Here is a 21,650-nt window from a genome sequence, read left to right on the forward strand (position 1 = left end):
AGCAAGATACAAAATATAGTCGAACGTTTGTTCTATAGATTGCGTATAATTAGATTATGGTTCAGGATTTATTTACAGCAAGTAGCAATCCAGGGGATTTAATTCGTCCTCTGGCTGTTCGCATGCGTCCAAGTGCAATTGAAGATGTACTGGGTCAAACTCATGCGCTAAAAGATGGTTCGCCTTTGCGAAGGCTTGCAAATCCGCAATCTAAAGGTTCTCTTACATCTCCAAGCTCTGTTGTGTTATTTGGCCCTCCAGGTGTTGGCAAAACCACTCTTGCGTATATTGTGGCTCATCAGTCTGGTCGTGTATTTGAAGAGCTTTCTGCTGTAACCTCTGGTGTTAAAGACATTCGCGCAGTTCTAGATCGCGCGCATGAGCGTTTAGTTAGTAAAGGCCAAGAAACAGTATTGTTTATTGATGAAGTTCATCGTTTTTCTAAATCGCAGCAAGATGCTTTGCTTCCAAGCGTAGAAAATCGCGATATAACTTTTATTGGTGCTACAACCGAAAATCCAAGTTTTTCAATTATCAAACCGCTGCTTAGCAGATCAGTAGTTGTTAAACTTGAGTCGCTTAGTGTAGAAGACTTGCACACGCTTGTAGAACGAGCTGTTGCAAGCAAAAATGGACTTAATAATCAGCTTAAAATTGATGATGAAGCTATTGATTCTATTATTCGCTTAAGCGGGGGAGACGCGCGCAAAACTCTTACGATTCTAGAAGCGGCAGCAGGAGCGGTAACTGGAGATATTGCGCTGCAGCACGGCAAGAAAAAGCCTGTAATTACTGCCGATATTGTTTCTAACGTAATGGATACTAATACAGTTCGCTACGACAAAGATGGCGACGATCATTACGATGTGATTTCTGCTTTTATTAAGTCAATGCGTGGAAGTGATGTTGATGCTTCTTTGCATTATTTAGCACGTATGCTTCGAGCTGGGGAAGACCCGCGTTTTATTGCAAGACGCATTATGATTGCTGCTGCCGAAGAAGTTGGAATGGCTGCTCCTCAAATTTTGCAAGTAACTGTTGCTGCAGCTCAAGCAGTTGCTCTAATTGGCATGCCAGAAGCACGCATTATTCTTTCGGAAGCTGTTATTGCTGTAGCAACTGCTCCTAAATCAAACGCAAGTTACAATGCTATTAATCAGGCTCTTAAAGATGTTGATTCTGGCAATATTGGTCAAGTGCCGCTTTATTTGCGCAATGCTCCAACTGCTTTGATGAAAAGCTGGGGAAATCATGATGGCTATAAGTATGCTCACGATTATCCAGGTGCGGTTGCTCCTCAACAATATATGCCAGACGAGTTAGTTGGCAGAGAATATTACCACCCAAATAATCGCGGCTACGAGCACGAGATTTCGCAACGTTTATCTCAAATTCGCAATATTCTTAACGAGTCTCAAGATAAAACAATTAAATAGCTTATGCTTATAAGGAGTTTTACTCACTAGGGTTTTAATTGCTAGAGTTCTACTCACGAACAAGCATAATGTGGTCAATATCTTCGCGATTGGAAACACGGAACAACACAAAGCGGTTTCCAATTACTTGCACAACTTCTGCACCAAGATGCTCCGCAAGCTCAGTCGCAGCTTCTTTTGCGCTTAAGCCAGAGCCGTCTTGCACAGCACACTTCATAAGCTCGTGAGATTGCATTGTTTCATCCGCCTGCTTAACAGCAGCGTCGCTAATGTCGTTCTTTCCAACGTAAAGCAATGGGCTTAAAGTGTTAGCGAGCGCACGCAATTGCTTAATCTGCTTTTTAGTTAATGCCATTATTATTCCTTCCAAATCGCAGTTTAAATTTGCCGAGTGCAAAGTATTAAAACTTAAACAGTAAATACTAAACAAAACACTTACACAAATGCGACTATCTATTTGTAACGCTTAAATTTTAATGCTTATCGGATTATACAGTAACCGTAAGAATCGCGATTAATATGGCGCGTTTAATATAAATATTCCGTCTATATAAATATTCCAGCAAAAATTATTCCGCACACAATGGCCAGAGTAATTATTACAAAAACAATGTCTTTTAGCTGTATTTTTTGCGCATGCAAGTGCGTTCGCTTTGCGCCAGGTACGTAGCATCTGGAATCTAACGCAAGTCCAAGAATGTCTGCGTGGCGAATAACGCTTGCAAATCCTGGAACTATAAGAGACGTAATTGCGTGTAGTCGTTTGTTTATTGATCCTTCTTTTATGCTTCCGCCTCGTGCAGTTTGTGCTAGCGCAATTGACTTTGCCTCTTTTGTAAGAGTTGGCAAAAATCGCAGAGCAAGGCTCATAATAAGAGCAATTTCTTGGATTGGCAATCCTACGATTTTAAGCGGTGAAATAATAGATGCGCATGCTTCAGTTAGTCGCGTTTGACTTATTGCTAATACGATTATTAATCCGATTATTATAACTAGTGAGAATCTTGCGGAGAATAATATTGCAAACTTTATTCCATCGCTTGTAATTGGTATTGTAAAAATTTTAAAAATTTCAGTCCCAGAGCGAACTACCATCATATTAAGCAATCCAGAAAATACAAATATTGCAATAAACATGTGGATTGATTGTAAGAGTTTTATAATGTTCATTTTTGAACAAATCGCTAATGCAAGAGTTGATAGCGCAAGCATTGCCAGCTGAATAAAGTTTGTAATACTAAATGCACTAAACATAAGTATTAAGCAAGAAAACAGTGTGATCCTTGGGTCTAAGTTAGAAAGTAAAGATTGGCTTTGTTTATTGTGATTGCTTTGTATATTGTGATTATTTTTTGAGCTTTGATTATTTTGATTAATCTTTTTACACGTTTTATTTTGTGCTTGTTCTTTATTTTCGTTCGACTTTAGTGTAACTATGCGCGCTCCAAGTGTTTTTGCTTCGTTTAAATCATGCGTAATAACAATAATAGTTACGCCATTATTGTGTAAATCACCTAAAATTTTTCGTATGGTTTTTGCGGATTCAAGATCTAACCCTGCAGTAGGCTCGTCTAAAACCAAAATTTTTGGATTGCATGCCAAAATTCCCGCAATTGCCACTAAGCGTTGCTGGCCGCCAGAAAGTTCGAACGGTGATTTTTGTGCTAAGTGTTCAATATTCAACGATTTTAACGTGCTTAATACTCGGGAATGCAATTCGCACCCATCTAGCCCAAAGTTTTTTGGCCCATATGCCACGTCTTCAAACACAGTTTGCTCAAAAAGTTGCTGCTCTGGCAATTGCATAACGTAACCAATGTTTTTGCGAATTTCTCGCATTTGTTTTTTGCTTGTATTTTTACAAATTTTTACGCCATTTACGCAAACGGATCCAGAATCGTATTTAAGAAGACCGCATATAGCTTTTGCTAGCGTTGATTTTCCACACCCGTTTTTGCCCATAATTGCAACGGTTTCTGCAGTTTGTACTGTTAGTGAATAATCGTAGAATACAGGAGTTTGATTTTTGCTATAGCTAAGTCTTAAATTCGATACCTCAACTGCTATATTTGAATTTTCTACATTTTTCGCTATGTTTTTTAATTCAATAGCAGCTTGCGATTTTTGCGCGTAAAACTCTTCTAATTCCAATAAATTTACATCACGCAATTTTCCGTTTTCTAGTAAAAGTATTCGATCCGCGTTTTTGCATTCGCTAATCTTATGCGTTACTTGTACGATTGTTGTTCCGCGTTTTTGCAAATCGTCAAAAAGATTGTCAACGTCTGCTTTTGCATAAGAATCTAGCATGCTAGTAGGTTCGTCTAGTACAAGAAGCTTTGATTTTGTAGCAATCGACGATGCAATAGCTACGCGTTGCTGCTGACCTCCGCTCATATTGCTTGGGTCGCTAAAACGCCTATTTTCCATTCCTACAGCGAGTAGAGCCTTGTCTATGCGCTGAATCATCGTTTTTTGCAAAACACCTAAGTTTTCCAGTCCAAAAGCAACATCGTCTTCCACAACTGTTGCAACAATTTGGTCTTCTGGGCTTTGAAACAATACTCCAATAGATTCTCGTGCTTTTTGGTACGCTTTTGAATCAACATTGTTTGCTTCAAAAACTTTTATTCCGCATAGCGTAACAGTTCCAGAATCTGGGGAAGAAAGGCCAGCGATTATTTTAGCTAGTGTTGATTTTCCGCACCCGTTTTTGCCAATAATGGCAATTCTTTGACCATATGCAATTTCAAGATCTATTTTGTCTAGAATCCAAGTTTTTCCGCCATCATAGCTAAAGCGAACTTTTTGCAAAGAAACAGCATTATCTTTTTTAACACAATAATCCGTATTGCTTTTTTCGTCTTTGCAAATTGTTTTATCTTGAATAACTTTATTGCTTTGCATAATTCGCTTGTTTCTTTAATTAAAGATGCAAATAATTATTTGCTGTAATTAAGCAGGTTTGAAACAGGCTTATAAACAAGCATTGTTACTGCACAGTGTAGAGCAAGCTTAATCAAGTTAAATGGTAGCAGAGCTGGAACAATAAGAGCAGCAACTTGTTCAACACTCATATGAGCGTAAAGCGGCGTAATAATAAGGTTTCCAACTATTGCAAGAGCAATCGCAACTATAGAGCCAACTACAAGAGAGATAATAGCGCCTTCTTTAGTTCTAATTTTTTTGTAGACGATTGCAGCGCTAACAGAAGCGCCCAGTGAAACTAATATTGCCATTATTGCTCCAAACGGGTTAGTGAAGAAGTGTGGAGCAAATCCTAGCACGCTTACGATTGCGGCAGCATAAGGCCCGTAGGCAAATCCTGCAATTAAACACACAATTCCCGAAGGATCGTATTTAAGGTAACTTAAGTCTGGAATAAGTGGAAATTCTATAAAGCTTACAGCCATTGAGAGTGCAACAAACAGCGCGTATTTAGCGATTTTTTCGCTTGACCAATAGCTTGTGCCAGAGTTTGTTTTGTGATTGTTTGCGTAATTACTCGTGCGATTGCTTGTTTTATTATTACTATTACGTGAAATGCTCATTAGAGCCTCCGTTTCTTTCATCCGGACTTTAACCGTTGGCTTCGGACTTTAACCGAATCAGCAGCGCAATGCCGCTCGCGGGCTTCGAGAAAATTCAGTAATACAAGAATTGCCTCGTTACCGCCAGTAAGGATTTTCACCTTCCCTGAAACTACTCTTTATTTTTATCTTATGCTAAGAACATTTAAGAAATATTGCGTAAAATTTAAACTTGCTAATTCGCTTGATGGCAATGCTAAGTGTAAAATTAAAGTTATGAGTGAAGTTACGAATAATAACCAAAATATCGATAAGCTTGCGATTGTTGTTGTTACATACAAGCGTCAAGAGCTTCTTGCAAATCTATTTAAATCTTTTGAATGCTTAAATAAATGCCCATGGCGAATTGTTATTGTAGACAACGAAAGCAGCGAAAAAACGCGCAAAATGGTTGATGATTTAAGTGATATTCTTGCCCGCAGATGGGGTGCTTCTAGCATGGACGATTCTGGCGCTTCAAACCGCGTTGTTTATGCGCCTCAAAGCAGCAATCTTGGGGGAGCTGGTGGTTTTAGCGCAGGAGTTAAAAAAGCCTACGAGCTTGGAGCGCAATGGTTCTGGGTTATGGACGACGATGTTGAAACAGTTCCAGAATCTATTGAGCGTCTTTACAAGTGGACTAAGAGCCACGATGTTATTCAAGGAAGCCGTTTAGATTACGACGGCGGCGATTTTTACTGGCAGTATAACTTTATTGTTTCGCTTGGAATCCCTAATCCAATAGCTCCAGCCGCATTTGGCCCATCCGGCTACCGCGTTATGAACACAATGTGCTTTGAAGGCGGATTGTTCAAGCGCAATATTGTAGAGAAAATCGGACTTCCAGATTCGCGCTACTTTATTTATTGGGATGACACTACTTATGGCTATCTTGCTAGCAAAGTTACAAATCCGATTGTTGTAAATGACATTATTCTTCGCAGAACTCGTAATATTCCTAATTGGGATATTGCTGGTGTTCGTCAGCTAAATTCCACTTCCGACATGAACCGCTATTATATTATGAAAAATCGCGGATTTATGGCTCGATACTTTATGACTAACGGCGATTATAGGCCATTTATGTTTGCTCTTGGAACCGCGTTAACGGCTGCAAAAGAGCTTATTAGGCTTGTTGCTGTAGATCGTGAACATATTCTAACTGGCATTAAAAAGCTTTTTACAGGTTGGATTGCAAGCAGAAAAATTTTGCACGATTCTAACTGGAAGCCTATGCCGCCGTTAAAATAGTGTGTAAAACATTAAGTCTTAAAACATCTTAAACATCTTAAAACGTTTTAAAACATAAACCAAAAGCCACCTAGCGTTTGCTAAGTGGCTTTTAGATTTTATAACTTATCTCTTTTTAGTTTAACTCAGTGAGAAAGGTCAATTACCATTCGACCACGAATCTTACCGCTAAGCATTTCGTCGAAGATGTCGTTAATGTCTTCCATCTTGCGCATGTGGCATTTTGGAACAACCTTGCCTTCGGCACCAAACTGGAATGCTTCTTCCAAATCTTTACGAGTTCCAACAAGAGATCCAACCAAGCGGATTCCGTCGAGAACAAGGCGAGGAATGCTAAGTTCCATGTCTTCTGGTGGAAGACCAACAGCTGCTACAGTGCCGCCTGCTCGCACAGAGTCAACTGCGCAGTTAAAAGCAGCCTTGCTTACAGCGGTTACAACAGCGCCATGAGCGCCGCCCACCTTCTTCATAGCGAATTCAGGAACATTTTCCTTAAGTGGGTTTACGCACAAATCTGCGCCATATTCCTTAGCAAATTCAAGCTGAGCGTCGTTAACATCTACTGCGATTACGTGCGCACCAAATACATTCTTTGCATATTGCAACGCAAGATTTCCAAGGCCGCCAAGGCCAAAGAGAATAAGCCATTCGCCTGGGTGTACACCAGATTCCTTAATAGCCTTGTAGGTTGTAACGCCAGCGCAGGTGATGGAGCTTGCAGGAGCTGGATCCAAGCCTTCTGGAACCTTTACAGCATAATCTGCTGCAACAATGCACTCCTGAGACATGCCGCCATCGGCAGTGTAGCCTGCGTTCAAAACGCTACGGCACAATGTTTCCCTACCAGTAGTGCAATACTCGCAGTGTCCGCATCCCTTAAAGAACCATGCCACAGATGCGCGGTCGCCTGGCTTTAACGTTGTTACTCCAGGGCCAACTTCCTTAACAATACCAATGCCTTCGTGGCCAAGCACAACGCCTGTTTTATCGCCAAAATCTTGGTTTTTAACGTGAAGATCGGTATGGCATACGCCGCAGCATTCCATGTCGAGTAAGGCTTCACCAAATTCCAATGGGCGAAGTTCCTTTTCTACGACTTGAGCCCTCTTATCCTTTGTTGCAACAATAGCCTTCATAGATACCTCCTTGTTCTATTGCTTTTATTCCAACAACCTGGAATAAATCCATTCTTATTTTACATAATTTTTTTGGTTTTAGTTACAAATATGTAATTTTTTTTACGACATTCCACAATTTGCATATTTAAAAAAGTGGACTTATACTGGATGATTGTTTGCGGATATAGCTTAGTTGGTAAAGCGCAACCTTGCCAAGGTTGAGACCGCGGGTTCGAGTCCCGCTGTCCGCTCCATCATTCATTAATCGTAAATCTTGTATTACTTGTTGCTTATGCGTTGTTTTCGTTGAAATATCGAGCATAAAATATAAAAATGATATTGATACAACACCCTTTTAGCTATAGATATTGTCTATAGATATATGATTTTTGATATAAATAATCTATTATAAGAATGTAGTTAAATCCAGACTCTTAGCAAGCTATTTAACACGTTTAACTAAAAGTATTGCAAACAACGCAATCAAAAGATTTTAACAAGCGATTAAAGATTGGAGTTATTATGAGCCTTATTGGTACACATATTCTTCCGTTTAAAGTAAATGGATATAAGAATGGTGAATTTGTAGAAGTAAGCGATAATGATGTTCTTGGAAAGTGGGCTATATTCTTCTTCTACCCAGCAGATTTTTCGTTTGTTTGCCCTACAGAACTTGAAGATCTTGCAAATCACTACGAAGAGCTTAAAGAGCTAGGCGTAGAAGTTTACTCTGTTTCTACAGACACTCACTTTGTTCACAAAGCCTGGCATGACGATTCTAAAGCCATTGCAAAAGTCAAGTACACAATGCTTGGAGACCCAAATGGCGCACTTTCTAAAAACTTTAATGCTTTAAATGAAGAATCTGGCTTAGCTCACCGTGCCACATTCCTTGTAGACCCTCAGGGAAACATTCAGTTCTACGAGATGACTGCAGATGGAATTGGTAGAAACGCAGACGAGATGCTTCGCAAGGTTAAGGCTGCTCAGTTTATTGCAGCTCACCCAGGCGAAGTATGCCCAGCAAAATGGGAGCAGGGAGAAGAAACACTTGCTACATCAATTGATTTGGTTGGAAAAATCTGATTTTATGCGTGATTTATGTGTGATTTAATCGCATAATTTCTAACACTATTTAATTTTAATGTTGCTTTGATTTGCTATAGAAAGTGAAAATAATGACTTTATTGGATTCAAACTTAACTACTCAACTTGCTGGATTACTGCAAAAAATGGTTAATCCAATTAATCTTGTTGCGTACGTTGAAAATGACGAAAATTCTAAAAAAGTTATTGAGCTTTTACAAGAAGTAGCAAATCAAAGCAATAAAATCACCGTTATAGAAGGTAATAAAAGTAGTGCAAATCGAAGACCAAGCTTTGAAGTTTTAAATCCGCAAAATAATGTTTCCGTAAGTTTTGCAGGATTGCCTCTAGGACACGAATTTAGCTCTTTAGTTCTTGCACTTTTGCAAGTAAGTGGTTATGCTCCAAAAATTAGTAACGAACAGCGCAAAGCCATTCTGCAGCTTGGAAATCATAATGTTACTACATACATGTCGGTTACTTGCATCAACTGCCCAGAAGTTGTTCAATCTCTTAACACTATTTCCATTATTAATCCAAAGGTAAAGCATATTTCGGTAGAAGGAAGTGCTTTTAAAAATGAGGTAGACAGTCTTGGAGTTATGAGCGTTCCTGCTGTTTTTGAAAATGGAAAAATGATTTCTTCTGGCAGATCTTCTATAGACGAATTAGTTTCTGTTCTTTTAAGTCAAGAAAAAAATGGCGATTCTGCGGATTCTGCGGATTCTTTAATGGCACAGAAAATGAACTCTAAAAATCCATACGATGTTCTTATTGTAGGTGGAGGCCCTGCTGCCAGCGCAGCTGCAATATACACCGCTAGAAAAGGCCTTAAAACGGCAATGATTATGGATCATAGAGGCGGGCAAGTTGTTGAAACAGAAAGCATAGAAAACCACATTTCTCAAGCGCACACAACTGGAGCGCAACTTGCTAATGATTTAACAAATCATATTGCACAGTACAATATTGATGTTTTTACACCAGACTGGGCTACATCTTTAGATATTGCTAAAGAAGCTTATGGTTTGCACACAATACACACCAAATCTGGTGGAAGCCTAAAAGCTAAAGCTGTTATTATTGCAACTGGCGCTACTTGGAGAACACTTGGCATCCCTGGGGAAGATGATTACCGAAACAGGGGAGTGTCATTCTGCCCTCATTGCGATGGTCCTTTGTTTAAAAACAAAAACGTTGTAGTTGTTGGCGGCGGAAACTCTGGAGTCGAAGCTGCAATTGATTTAGCAGGTATTGCAAATCACGTTACCGTTATTGAATTTATGGATTTTCTTAAAGCAGATCAAGTATTGCTAAACACTTTGAATTCTCTTTCCAACACTACTGTATTAACTAGCGCTGCAATGAGTAGAATAGATGGAGATGGCAAAAAGGTTACAGCCGTGCAATATAAGGAGCGCAATAAAGAAATAGCAGAAAATAGCAAAAACAACGAAAAAGTTTTGCAAACAGACGGAGTGTTTGTTCAGATTGGACTAATGCCAAACACAAAGTGGGTTGCAGATAAATTAAGTCTTAACAATCGAGCGGAAATAATAACAGATAGAAGAGGATGCACGAATATTCCTGGCATTTTTGCTGCTGGCGATTGCTCGGATGAGCCTTATAAGCAGATTGTTACAGCATATGGATCTGGAGCAAACGCAGCACTTAGCGCTTTTGACTATTTGATTAGAAGTCCACAAAATTAAAACGACTTTAAGAATAAAACAAAATGTATGAAACATATAAGGGGAATACGTGAATATTAAATCGCTTGAATACTTAATAGCCTTTGCAAAAGAAGAAAGTTTTACAAAGGCTGCTGAACGTATGCATGTTTCTCAACCAACTTTATCTACGCAAATTAAAAAGTTAGAAGATTTATTAGGTGTATGTCTTATTGAGCGTACGCCTGGAAAACAAATTTTAACTCCAGCTGGAAGAGAAGTAGTGTATTACGCAAATCGCATTCACGCAGATATTTCCAATATTTATCAAGCAGCAAGACGCTTAGAAGATCCATGGTCGTCTACTGTAGTTTTGGGTGTTTTCCCAACACTATGCCCCTTATCTTATGCCAAGAATAATGCCAGTTTTGCGTAAACTTAAGCCTAATTTTACTGTTCGTTTTGTTGAAGAAAAGTCTGCAACTCTTATAGAAATGCTGCATAGTGGTCAGATTGATGCTGCAATATTAAGCGAGAGATTAACCGAGTCAACACTAAGAGTTAAGCACATTTTTGATGAAGATTTTGTTTTAGCGGCGTCTACAAACTCTGAATTTGGCCACCAGAGTACTCCAATAGATATTTCTCAATTGTCTAGTCAAAAAGTGTTGCTTTTGGAAGATGGCCATTGCATGAGACGAAGCATGGTTGATGTTTGTCAAAAAGTTGGCGCAAAGCAGTCGGAATTTTGCGCAACATCTTTGGAAACATTAAGATACATGGTTGTTGGAAGTAAAGATGTAACTCTGCTTCCGCGCCTTGCAATCCTTCCACCTATTGTTCAGCCAACTGGCTTAACGATTCGCGAGTTTAATTCTCCAAAACCATATCGCTCATTGTACTTAAATTGGCGTGCCGCTTCTCCAGTAGACCAGATTATGGAAGGAGTAGGCAAGATTATTTCTGGAGCATGTGCAAACTTGCATAAAAATTAAAAACAATGATCGTTAAATGTAGGTTTTAAGAGCAAATAAACACGGGTATCTTAGATTGTTATACAATAAAACACGCGTGCTTAAGCTGTGTTTTTAGATTCAATATCCGCTATACTTAAAATGTTTGAGTAAGAATCAATGTGTGTATAAACATTGTAGGTATAAAGTCGTTTAAACGTGACTGAACTGTTGGTTTGCGCAAAAATCAACATTAAAAGACGAAAGAATGAGGAATATGCAAGACAAAGTGCAATCTAGCGATAGTGCAGATTCTGCGAATAATAACACAGATAATAGCGCAGAAAGTAGCGCAGAAAATTACGCAGATAGTGCAAATACTCGCGTGCAGATTGTGCTACATACTATTGATGCTTTGTGGCAAGAAGGAAAGTCAATCAAAGTTAAAGCATTTTCAAAAAAGCATATTTTTAACAATTTTCCTCTTATTCCTTGTTCAACAAAATTAGGTTGGATTAAGATTTCTGGCAAAAAACAAGGCATTGCTATTGGAATGTTTAGCAGGGATTGCAAGCGTTTTCGCCAACTTGCTGTTGCAGATTTAGAAGGTAGAGTTTATGGGGGAAACACTATAACTATTGAAGATGCAATAGAAAGCATACCAGAATTGTCTTTTATTGAGCAAAATTCAATGACTCTTATTGACTCTAATAGATTCTACGGTTTTAACAATAAAAAAACGATTCACGCAAGTCACAGTCCAAGCCATGTTGCAAAAAATAGCTTAAAAAATAAAGCAAGTGGCAATCTAGTTGTTATTAAGGGAGATGTTGTTGTTCAACTTTCTCAAGATGACGGAATTCAATGGGTATCTTCTTGGATTCGTAAAGCAAACAGTAAAGAAGAAACATATACCCTAGAAGAAACGCGTGTAGAACTGCCAAATAATCTGCGTTGCAATCTTACTTATTTTGATGCAATTGCTATATCTTTCTTTGCATCATTCTTTGTTCCAGATATTTTGCTAGCCTTTAGCGGATTTGGTTCTGGAAACATTTTTAGACGTCTTACAAAAGAAGCGCCACTTGGAGCTATTAGGCGAAGTATTTGCGATTCTAAGGCTGCCAAAAACGCTGGCTTACGAGTTTCTGCAATGGAAGAATATTTTGAATATCTAATGGCAGACGCTGGAGCATTAGAAAACGCTGGTGCTTTAGAAGCTGTGCACGGAGCCGAACGGCTTCATTTGCAAAAATCTAAGTGCTCAGACTCAAACTTTCTTCTTTGGGAAGACTCTCTAGAAGCAAAGTCTGCTTTAAGAGCTTTACGCATAGAAGGAGCAATAAACAGGTTTCAGTCCATTAGCAACTGCTTAGAAGAAAACTGCGCTAATGGCGGTAATCTAATAGAAAATAGCGTAACGTGCAATCAAGTTTGCGCAATGGATTTTGCGTTTATAAACAATCCGGCATTTTGCGCAAGTGGCGAAATCGACATGAATTCTTTTGGCAATCCTTTGCAAGATGATAATGTTCGTCCACTTATGCATTTGCTTAATCGTGCTAGAAAATCTAATGACTTATTTGTTTACAAGGCAAGTGGATCTTCTGATTGCGAATGGTCTTACAGACAAAGACTTTCCGAACTAATTCGAAGCCTTTACTTGCCTTTTAGGTTTGATGCAGATTTTAGATCGAATCTAGAAGATGGAAACGTTGCGCTTGCGTTTATGGCCACTGGTAGCTCAATGATGCCTTCTAGAGCCTATGATTCTATTAAAAAAGACTTTGTTTCAGTAAGCGAAAAAAATAAATCTAAGATGACAACTAACTACAATCTTCGTCTTGGATTAATAATGGCAACTCTTGCTTTTGGCGCTAGCGAAGAAGTGCAGAATGTTTCTATACGCTTAGATTCAATTGGCTTAGAAGAAATGATTGCAGCACAAGATGTTGCAATGAACCGTATGTTAAGCCAAACAATTAACGCTTTAAATCACATGAATAAGAATGCAGCAAGGTCAAAAGGTGACCCAAAAGATGGGGATATTCATGGAGACGTTAATAGTAATTTTTCTAATTTAGGATCTAACGCAGATATTAGCGCGGATAATAATTCTGTTAATAGCGCGGATAATAATGCCGATAATACTCCAGACAATGCTCCAGACAATAAAAACGAAGATCCGCTGGAAGCGTTTAGTAAATCCCCTTCGATTATACCTTTGCTGACTGTTACTTTTACTAGAAAGTCGTTCTTAAAACACATACGTGCAAACGGCTTAAACAATCCTATTGAAGCATATAAAAAATTCAATGCAACATTTAAAATTGACGAAAATGGCGCGTTAAATCAGATTAATCCAAACTTTGATTTACGAGACAGCTGCTTTGCTCCGCATGGCGCTCAAGAGGAGCCAGAGTTTTCCGATGTAATTTTCGACGCAAAATCGCAAGAAATATTGGCAACTCAAGATGCAAAAGGTCTTTCAATTCAGCGTGAAGATGTTCTACAGCAAGCTGTTGCAGATTTTAATCACATAGCGTCTAAAGAAATATTAACGAATGCAGAAAAAGCTCGAATGGCAATGGATGTTATTGAAAGCATTAATGATCCAGAGCTAAACGATCAGTCCAACCTTGTAATAAGCGCTTTAATAGACGAAAAAGAAATACCAGAAATATCGTTTAAGGCGTCAAAAGATATTTACAACATGCGTATGCATGCACACGAACAATTTGTGAGCGAAGATTTAAATAGCGCAATCGAAGAATACGAGAACAACATAAAGCATTTTGATGAGATTTTTGCTTCTGGAGATGTTGTTCCAAGATACTTTAACTCTTATGCGGAGCGTGTTGTTTATAATCGTTTATTTGCAACACAAAATGAGCAAATGCGTCTTATACCAGATGGACTTTTTTATGCTCATATGGAAATAGCTGATTTGCTTGAACAGCTAGGAAGACATAAAGAAGCGTTAAAGCATTTGAACACAATGGTTTCTTATGCTCCTACGTATGTTATCTCTCATTTAAAGCTGGCTTCTCAATTATCTAATCAAGAAGATTGGCCTTCGGTAGAGGCTGTATGCTTAAACGCTTTACAAGTGTGTTTTGATAGGGAAGACGCTGCATTTATCTACTACAAGCTGGCTTACGCAGAGTGGATGCAAGACAATTTTCCTCTTGCTGTTGCGGCGTACAAAATTGCGGATAGTCTGTTTAGCGAAAAAAATGAATCGCTTGAATTTGAACTTTCAGAGCTTCTAAGTCGTATGCAATCCCAGTGCATTGCTGTACCAAAAGACATGCAACAGGTAGAAGAAGTGCTAAGAATCAACAATGTGGCAAAATGGCCAGATATTAAGGCTTATGGAATTATTGATGATGCTGCAAAAATTACGGTTAATGAGGGAATGTTTGTTATTGCTCGAACGCTTTCTGTAGCGAGAGCAAGAATGTTGTTTAGAAATGGTTCTGCCGAAAGTGTTGTTCAAATGCAATTTTTGCGATCTCTTAACGCTTGATTAGATTCTTGCTAAATAGACTATAAAATGGATTAAAACGCTTTGAAGGGAACACTAATGACTGCATCTAGTAGCGATTTGACACAAGGCTCAAATGGCGCTCAACTGTCTCTTTTTGACGATTTTGACAATTTGAACAATTCAAGCAATTCAAGTTCAAGTTCAAGTGAAGATCAATTAAATAACACTAGCAACACCGTCAACACTAGTAAAACTAGCGTTTTAGCTGGCTTCAATTCAAACACAGATTTTAACAATTGGATTACTAAACTAGAGCCTTCCGATGCAGATGCAATACAATTATCTAAACTAGATCCTTCGCTTTTAACAACCGAACAAGCTGCAAGATTATGGGCTAAATTGGCAGCGTGGGCGCAATCAGATCAAATTGCATACTATGTTGACGATTCTCCAACAAGCTCCGATGCGGCTTATGACGCAAGAATGCGGGTTCTAAGCGCTCTTGAAGCAGCGTTTCCAGTTTTAGATACTCCGCAATCGCCAACACATAGAGTTGGCGGCACTTTCTCCAACGATTTTGCGCCAGTTCGTCATCCTTCAAGAATGATGAGCTTGGATGATGTTTTTTCAATTGATGAATTAAAATCTTGGTACGACGGCATTATTCGCGATTTACAATGGCCAGAAAATAAGCCGTTACCAATGACTTGCGAAGTAAAAATCGACGGTCTTGCACTAAACCTTATTTACCGAAATGGCACTCTTGAACAAGGCTTAACTAGGGGAGACGGCGTTACTGGAGAAGATATATCGCTAAACGTAAGAACGATTGACGAAATTCCAACTCAGCTTACGTGCGAGAATTTGGATGACATTCCAGAATTTGTTGAAATCCGCGGCGAAGTATTTATGAAGTGGGCGGATTTTAGAAAACTAAACATTGAGCAAGAAGATTTAGGTAAAGCACCTTTTGCAAACCCAAGAAACGCAGCTGCTGGTTCTTTAAGGCAAAAAGATCCTAGAATTACAGCTACAAGGCGTTTGAGTTTTATAGCGCATGGGTTGGGAGAACTAAGGTGGAAGGATTTAGCCAAAAGCAATGACGAATCTAACCTGCATGATCAAACGTCCTTCAACCAGTCCGACGCATATAATCTATACAAAAAATGGGGAATACCTGTTTCTCCATACACGCGTAAAGTCGAGTCTTTTAATCAAATACAAGAGATGATTGACTATTATGGCGAGCATAGAAACGATATTATTCACGCATTAGATGGAATTGTAGTAAAAGTAGACGATCGCGCTTTGCAAAGAAAACTAGGAGCAACTTCTAGAGCTCCTCGCTGGGCGATTGCCTACAAATATCCTCCAGAAGAAGTTAACACTCTTCTAAAAGATATTGTTGTTCAAGTTGGAAGAACGGGTAGAGTTACTCCTGTGGCCGTATTGGAACCCGTAACAGTTGCTGGTTCCACAATATCTCGTACAACGCTACACAATCCTTACGAAGTTGAACATAAAGGCGTTCTAATAGGAGACACTGTAGTTGTTAGAAAAGCTGGAGATGTTATTCCAGAATTGGTAGGCCCAGTTATTAAAGCTAGAAGCGGTAAAGAGCAGCAATTGCGCAAGTTTGTTATGCCAGAATATTGCCCGTCGTGCGGAACGAAGCTAGCTCCGGCAAAAGAAGGCGATAAAGACATTCGATGCCCTAATGTAGAAAATTGCCCAGCTCAGCTAACTGAGCGCATAATTAACTTGGCTTCAAGGCATGCTTTCGACATTGAAAATCTTGGAGAAGCATCTGCTCTTGCTCTTACAAACCCAGAAGATTCTAGGCCAGTAACATCTAAAGTGTATAGACCATATACCGATAAGATTGTTGTTGAGAAAGGATGTTCAATTCCAGAGATTGTTTCAGAGCCCAATTACAATCTTCCTCAACCTCAAACGCCTGTTCTTACAAGCGAAGCGGATATTTTTAGCATTAGTGCTAAAGATTTGCAAAACGTTAAAGTTTGGAAGGAAATTCCTCTTGTTGAAGAATGGAAAGAAAAAGGCAAAGACGGTAAATTAAAGAAAAAAACTAAAAAGATTGGCGGGAGCGGACTTTGGAAACAAGTTTCCGCGTTTTGGACTAGACCTTTAGAAGCTACTAAGCGAAAGTCAAATGATGAATCTAACAGCAAAGAGCTTAATGAGTCTTTAAATCCCGACTACCCAATGTTTGAGGTTCCAATAGATGCTTGTGTAACAAAGTTAGTCGAAAAGAAAATTCATAAGAATGACGTTTTTGCAACAATAAGCGTTCCCGAATATACGCGTCCAAGTGAAACAACTAGAAGCATGCTAGAAGAGATATCTCAAAAAGGTAAATCGGCAGAGCTTTGGCGCGTTTTAGTTGCTCTTTCTATTCGTAGGCTCGGCCCTCCAACTGCGCGCGCAATAGCATCAAGCTTTGGTTCTATTGAGAATATTTCAAACGCGACTATTGAAGATTTAACTATGATTGACGGAGTTGGACCAGAGATTGCTCAAGCTGTTTACGATTGGTTTAAAAAATCAAAAGATCCTCAAGATTGGCGTAGTGAGGTTTTAAGAAAATGGAAAGAAGCTGGAGTTGTTGGCAATTCTAATTCTTCTACAATCAATCTTGAGCAAACGCTTGTAGGGAAAACCGTTGTTGTTACGGGATCTTTAGAAGACTTTACAAGAGATTCCGCTAAAGAAGCAATAATATCTAGAGGAGGGAAAGCAGCTTCTTCTGTTAGCAAGAATACGTATTGCGTTGTTGTTGGATTAAACGCTGGATCTAAAGCAACTAAAGCCAAGGATTTGGGGTTGCCTATGCTAGATGAAAATCAATTTAAGATTTTGCTAAATACTGGTAGCGTTGATGCAGCTTTAAACAGTAAAACTCAGCTTGATTTAAAGTGAATCATAAAATGTGTAACGTTACTGAACTCGAAACACGTATTTACGATTTATTGGGGAGTGTGATTGACCCAGAATTGGGCAAATCTGTTACCGAACTAAACATGGTAACTGGAGTGCACGCAGTTAAGCAAGAAATCAAATCAAATAGTAACCCAATTTACAATGTTTCTATTGATATTGAACTTACTGTTCCAGACTGCCCATTAGCCCAGGTTATTACGCAAAGAGTTCAGAATGCTGTAGAAAAATATCCAAACGCAAAGCTTATTACAACCGTAAACGTAAAAGCAATGAGTAAAGATAAGCTCGCAAAGCTTGTTTCGGATTTAAAAGAAGAGCGTAAAGAAAATCCATTTAACAAAAATGGCGTTAAAACAAGGATTTTTGCTATTGCATCGGGAAAGGGCGGAGTTGGAAAATCTTCTATAACCGCTAATTTAGCTGCGACTTTTGCTTCTCTAGGCTACAAAACAGCCGTAATCGATGCAGACGTTTATGGGTTTTCAATACCTAAAATGTTTGGCGTTACAACTCAGCCTACTAATTTAAACGGCATGCTTATGCCTGTTGAAGCATGGGGAGTAAAACTAATTTCCATTGGCATGTTTGCTGGAACAGATCGTGCGATTTTGTGGAGAGGGCCTCGTTTGCAGCGTTCTTTGGAACAATTTCTTTGCGACGTTTGGTGGGCAGACCCCGATGTTCTTCTTTTAGATTTGGCTCCAGGAACAGGAGATATGGCCTTAGCTGTTGCGCAATCATTGCCCAATGTGGAGCTTGTTGTTGTTACAACCCCTCAGCCTAGTGCTTCAGATGTTGCAGTTAGGGCTGGGCTTATGGCGTTACAAATTCCAGTTAATGTGCGTGGTGTTGTAGAAAACATGAGTTGGTTTGAAAACAACGGAACACGCTTAGAAATCTTTGGTTCAGGCGGCGGTAAACGCGTGAGTAATCAGCTTTGCAAAGCATTAAACGCAAATATTCCTCTTCTAGCTCAAATTCCATTAGATACAAGCATTAGGGAGATAGGTGAAAGTGGAAGGCCAGCTGTTTTAGATGAAGATGGTAAATTATCTAAAACTCAACTTGCTAGCACTTTTGTTAAGCTCGCTAAAGATTTGATTAAATAAGCGTAGAATCCATAAAAATGAGGCCACTTGACTTTTTATCAAGCGGCCTCAAATCAGTTAATTTACTAAATCAGTTAAATTGCTGATTATTTAATAGCATTAAGCCACTGTTCCTTAGTGGCCTTTTCTGCCTGGAGCTTAGCCTTGCGCTTTGCATCTTTTTCGCTTGCAATCTTAGAGTCAAGCTCTTCGAGCTGAGCCTTTAATTGTGTAGCAAAACTAGACTTACGTGCATCTGCTTCTGGGTCTGCATCCTTCCAAGCAGCATCTTCAACAGCCTTAATCTTTTTATCTACATCGTTTAGGCGAGCTTCAATTCTGCGCATATCTTCGCGCGGAACAAAGCCGATTTTGTCCCATTCTTCTTGAATTGCAGAAAGTGCAGCCCTAGCGCTCTTAGCAGCTTCTTCATCTTTAACAGGAAGAAGAGCTTCTGCCTTAGCGAGCAAAGCTTCCTTCTTGCTAAGATTCTCTTTTTCTCCAGCGTTCATCTTTTCTCTATCTTCTTGACGAGCATGATAGAACGCATCTGCAGCCTCGCGGAACTTAGCCCACAACTCGTCGTCGTGCTGACGTCCAGCGTTTCCAGCCTTCTTCCAACGATCCATCAAAGCGTTAAACTTCATTGAAGTTTCGCGCCATTGAGTAGATTCCTTTAGGCTTTCCGCTTCTTTTATAATTTCTTCCTTAATTTCTTTAGCGCTATTTCGCTCATTATCTCGTGCCTTTACCCAAGCGGAGCGAGCCTGCGAGAATGCGGAGCGAGCCTTAGAAAAACGCTGCCAAAGAGCATCGGCATCTGCCTTATTTAAATGAATTGTTGTGCGCTGATGCTGCTGCCACTTATCGAACAAGGAGCGGAGCTTATCGGAAAGCGAGCGCCAATTTGTAGAATCGCCCATTTGTGCAACAAGTGCTTCTGCCTGCTCAACAATAGCTGTACGATCCTTAAGAGCCTTCTCAAGCTCATCTTTACGAGCCTTAGCAAGTTCTTCTTTCTTAGCAGCAGCCTTAGTCTTCAGCTCGGCGTGTCGTGCATTCAAAGCAGCAAGATCGCCAACAACTGATGGCTCCTTAAGTTCTGCATCTATTGTAGCCAAAGTCTCATCAATTTCCTTTGGTCTAACGTTAGAAGAGTCAAGTCTTTTTTCAAAAAGATCAAGCTTAATTTTTAAGTCAAGATAACGATGAACGTAGAAAGTCAAAGCGTCTTCTTGAGTGCCAGTGGAGTATTGTCCTACTTCTCGCTCGCCTTCTTCTGTGCGAACATACACATTTCCATTTTCATCAACACGCCCAAAGGTTTTAGCGGTTTTAACATCTTCTTCGCTATACGAAATAGCAGGCACGGCAGCAACAACGCGAGCTTTGTTTGCAAAACTTGCAGGCGACGGCGCATGCGGCTTTGGGGTAGTTTGTTTAGTAGTTTCTACAGGTTTAGTCTGTTCGGTCACGGGACGACTCCTTAGAGCATATGCACGGTAATAGTGTTACGAATAAGTATGACGGTATGCCATGATTTTTCCGTAACATAACCTATTATAGTGGACATGGTACAAGGCTCATCAATATCTGGTTTTCCAGAGTGGCTTCCAAGTGAGCGCGCTGTTGAGCAGCGTGTTATGGACACATTAAGGGAAGTATTTGAATTAAACGGTTTTATAGGCATTGAAACTCGTGCTGTTGAGCAGGGATCAAGCCTGTTGAAAAAAGGCGAAACTAGCAAAGAAATATATCTTTTGTCTAGGCTGCAAGAAGTTGGTCACGAAAGCGACACTCCAGTTGAAAATCGCATTGGGCTGCACTTTGATTTAACAGTTCCTCTTAGCAGATATGTTGTTGAACATACTGGCGACTTAGCATTTCCATTCAAGCGTTGGCAGATGCAAAAAGTTTGGCGTGGCGAGCGCCCACAAGAAGGCAGATTCCGTGAGTTTGTTCAAGCAGATATTGACGTTGTAGGAAATGGTGACTTGCCATCCCACTACGAGGTAGAGCTTCCGCTTGTTATGGTAGAAGCTCTTGAGCGTTTGCGTGAATTTGGTCTTCCTAAAGCCACCGTTCATGCGAATAATCGCAAGCTTTCCGAAGGTTTTTACAGTGGCATTGGCCTAAGCGATATTGAAGGTGTTCTTCGAGAAATCGATAAATTAGACAAAATTGGCGCTCAAGAGGTTGCAAAGCTTCTTGTAAAGGAATGCAAAGCTACAGATTCTCAAGCTGCAGCATGCCTAGAGTTGGCGGAACTTAGCGCAAATACTGGCGAAGAGTTAAAGGCTCGATTCAACGATTTGTGCGAAAAGCACAATATTTCTATGGAAAGCAGCAATGACTCTTACTCTCTAGCAATCGAAGGCGTAGAAACGCTTGCGATGATTGTGGACGATGCTGCAAAAATTCGACCAGGCTCTGTTGTTGCAGATTTAAAGATTGCGCGTGGCTTGGATTACTACACTGGCTCCGTTTACGAAACGTTCTTAGACGGTGCTGAATCCCTTGGATCAATCTGCTCTGGCGGTCGCTACGACAATCTTGTTTCTCAGGGAAACAAAAAATATCCAGGAGTAGGTCTTTCTATAGGACTTTCGCGCTTACTTTCTTATATGCTTCACACGGCTGGCGCTACGGTTTCGCGCGTTTCGCCTGCGGCCGTGCTTGTTGCAGTTTGGAATGAGCAAGATAGACCAGCATGCAACCAAATTGCTCAAAATCTTCGCTCCAGAGGAATCGCAGCAGATGTTTCTCCAACTGCCGCAAAGCTTGGAAAGCAAATCAAGTATGCAGACAAGTTGGGTATTCCTTATGTTTGGTTCCCAGCAGATAGTACAGATTCCAGCTCTTCGCATGATGAAGTAAAGAACATAATTACGGGCAATCAAGAGATTGCAGACTCCACGTCTTGGCAACCAGATACTGTTTATGCCCGTCAGACTGTTTCTTGCGCTCAATAATTGCAATTTAAATTTTTCAATTTACTTTTTGCAATTTAAATATTTGAACGCGCGAT

The 21,650-nt window shown here is 39.8% G+C and carries 13 protein-coding genes, 1 tRNA gene, 1 pseudogene and 1 riboswitch; of the genes and pseudogenes, 10 read left to right on the top strand and 5 right to left on the bottom strand.

Annotation, left to right across the window (positions count from 1 at the left end; genetic code table 11):
* The first annotated feature begins 56 nt into the window (after positions 1–56).
* Positions 57–1,436: a replication-associated recombination protein A gene (locus QP420_RS01780; RefSeq protein ID WP_481616388.1), complete on the top strand. Its 1,380-nt coding sequence runs from the start codon at positions 57–59 to the stop codon at positions 1,434–1,436.
* Between the two features lie 49 nt (positions 1,437–1,485).
* Here QP420_RS01780 and QP420_RS01785 read toward each other — a convergent pair whose 3' ends face one another.
* The 3 genes from QP420_RS01785 to QP420_RS01795 form a co-directional block, all read right to left on the bottom strand.
* Entirely contained in the window at positions 1,486–1,791 is a 306-nt protein-coding gene (locus tag QP420_RS01785) for a YhbY family RNA-binding protein (protein ID WP_060786713.1), read from the bottom strand.
* 191 nt (positions 1,792–1,982) lie between these two features.
* A complete protein-coding gene (locus tag QP420_RS01790; protein WP_481616389.1) occupies positions 1,983–4,343 on the bottom strand; it encodes an energy-coupling factor transporter ATPase in 2,361 nt (786 codons plus the stop codon).
* Positions 4,344–4,378: 35 nt separating this feature from the next.
* A complete protein-coding gene (locus tag QP420_RS01795; protein ID WP_481616390.1) occupies positions 4,379–4,987 on the bottom strand; it encodes an ECF transporter S component in 609 nt (202 codons plus the stop codon).
* A 5-nt stretch (positions 4,988–4,992) separates the two neighbouring features.
* Positions 4,993–5,144: riboswitch (FMN riboswitch) on the bottom strand.
* 98 nt (positions 5,145–5,242) lie between these two features.
* Here QP420_RS01795 and QP420_RS01800 point away from each other — a divergent pair.
* Positions 5,243–6,256: a glycosyltransferase gene (locus tag QP420_RS01800; protein WP_481616391.1), complete on the top strand. Its 1,014-nt coding sequence runs from the start codon at positions 5,243–5,245 to the stop codon at positions 6,254–6,256.
* Positions 6,257–6,381: 125 nt separating this feature from the next.
* Here the strand turns inward: QP420_RS01800 and adhP are convergent, their stop codons facing one another.
* The gene (adhP, locus tag QP420_RS01805; RefSeq protein WP_481616392.1) at positions 6,382–7,392 is read right to left on the bottom strand and encodes an alcohol dehydrogenase AdhP; all 1,011 of its coding nucleotides are present in this window, start codon (positions 7,390–7,392) and stop codon (positions 6,382–6,384) included.
* Positions 7,393–7,552: 160 nt separating this feature from the next.
* Between adhP and QP420_RS01810 the strand changes: the two genes are divergently transcribed.
* The 7 genes and pseudogenes from QP420_RS01810 (at position 7,553) to QP420_RS01840 (ending at position 18,643) form a co-directional block, all read left to right on the top strand.
* Positions 7,553–7,628 (top strand) — tRNA-Gly (locus QP420_RS01810).
* Between the two features lie 268 nt (positions 7,629–7,896).
* Complete coding sequence (gene ahpC / locus QP420_RS01815) at positions 7,897–8,460, top strand: alkyl hydroperoxide reductase subunit C (protein ID WP_481616393.1); 564 nt, start codon at positions 7,897–7,899, stop codon at positions 8,458–8,460.
* A gap of 92 nt (positions 8,461–8,552) precedes the next feature.
* Positions 8,553–10,172 carry an alkyl hydroperoxide reductase subunit F gene (ahpF, locus tag QP420_RS01820; protein ID WP_481616394.1) on the top strand — a complete coding sequence of 540 codons (1,620 nt, stop codon included), beginning with the start codon at positions 8,553–8,555 and terminating at the stop codon, positions 10,170–10,172.
* A 49-nt stretch (positions 10,173–10,221) separates the two neighbouring features.
* Positions 10,222–11,125: pseudogene (locus QP420_RS01825) on the top strand (LysR substrate-binding domain-containing protein).
* Between the two features lie 235 nt (positions 11,126–11,360).
* A complete protein-coding gene (locus QP420_RS01830) occupies positions 11,361–14,612 on the top strand; it encodes a tetratricopeptide repeat protein (RefSeq protein ID WP_481616461.1) in 3,252 nt (1,083 codons plus the stop codon).
* Positions 14,613–14,669: 57 nt separating this feature from the next.
* Positions 14,670–17,513 (top strand): NAD-dependent DNA ligase LigA, encoded by a 2,844-nt coding sequence (gene ligA / locus QP420_RS01835; RefSeq protein ID WP_481616395.1) that lies wholly within the window; start codon positions 14,670–14,672, stop codon positions 17,511–17,513.
* 8 nt (positions 17,514–17,521) lie between these two features.
* Entirely contained in the window at positions 17,522–18,643 is a 1,122-nt protein-coding gene (locus QP420_RS01840; protein WP_481616396.1) for an Mrp/NBP35 family ATP-binding protein, read from the top strand.
* Between the two features lie 86 nt (positions 18,644–18,729).
* Here the strand turns inward: QP420_RS01840 and QP420_RS01845 are convergent, their stop codons facing one another.
* Positions 18,730–20,097 carry a DUF349 domain-containing protein gene (locus QP420_RS01845; protein WP_481616397.1) on the bottom strand — a complete coding sequence of 456 codons (1,368 nt, stop codon included), beginning with the start codon at positions 20,095–20,097 and terminating at the stop codon, positions 18,730–18,732.
* 96 nt (positions 20,098–20,193) lie between these two features.
* Here QP420_RS01845 and hisS point away from each other — a divergent pair, with 96 nt between their 5' ends.
* Entirely contained in the window at positions 20,194–21,594 is a 1,401-nt protein-coding gene (gene hisS, locus QP420_RS01850) for a histidine--tRNA ligase (RefSeq protein WP_481616462.1), read from the top strand.
* Positions 21,595–21,650 lie beyond the last annotated feature (56 nt).

The sequence above is a fragment of the Bifidobacterium sp. UMB1197 genome, assembly GCF_030217745.1.
In the GTDB taxonomy this organism is placed as follows: domain Bacteria; phylum Actinomycetota; class Actinomycetes; order Actinomycetales; family Bifidobacteriaceae; genus Bifidobacterium; species Bifidobacterium vaginale_B.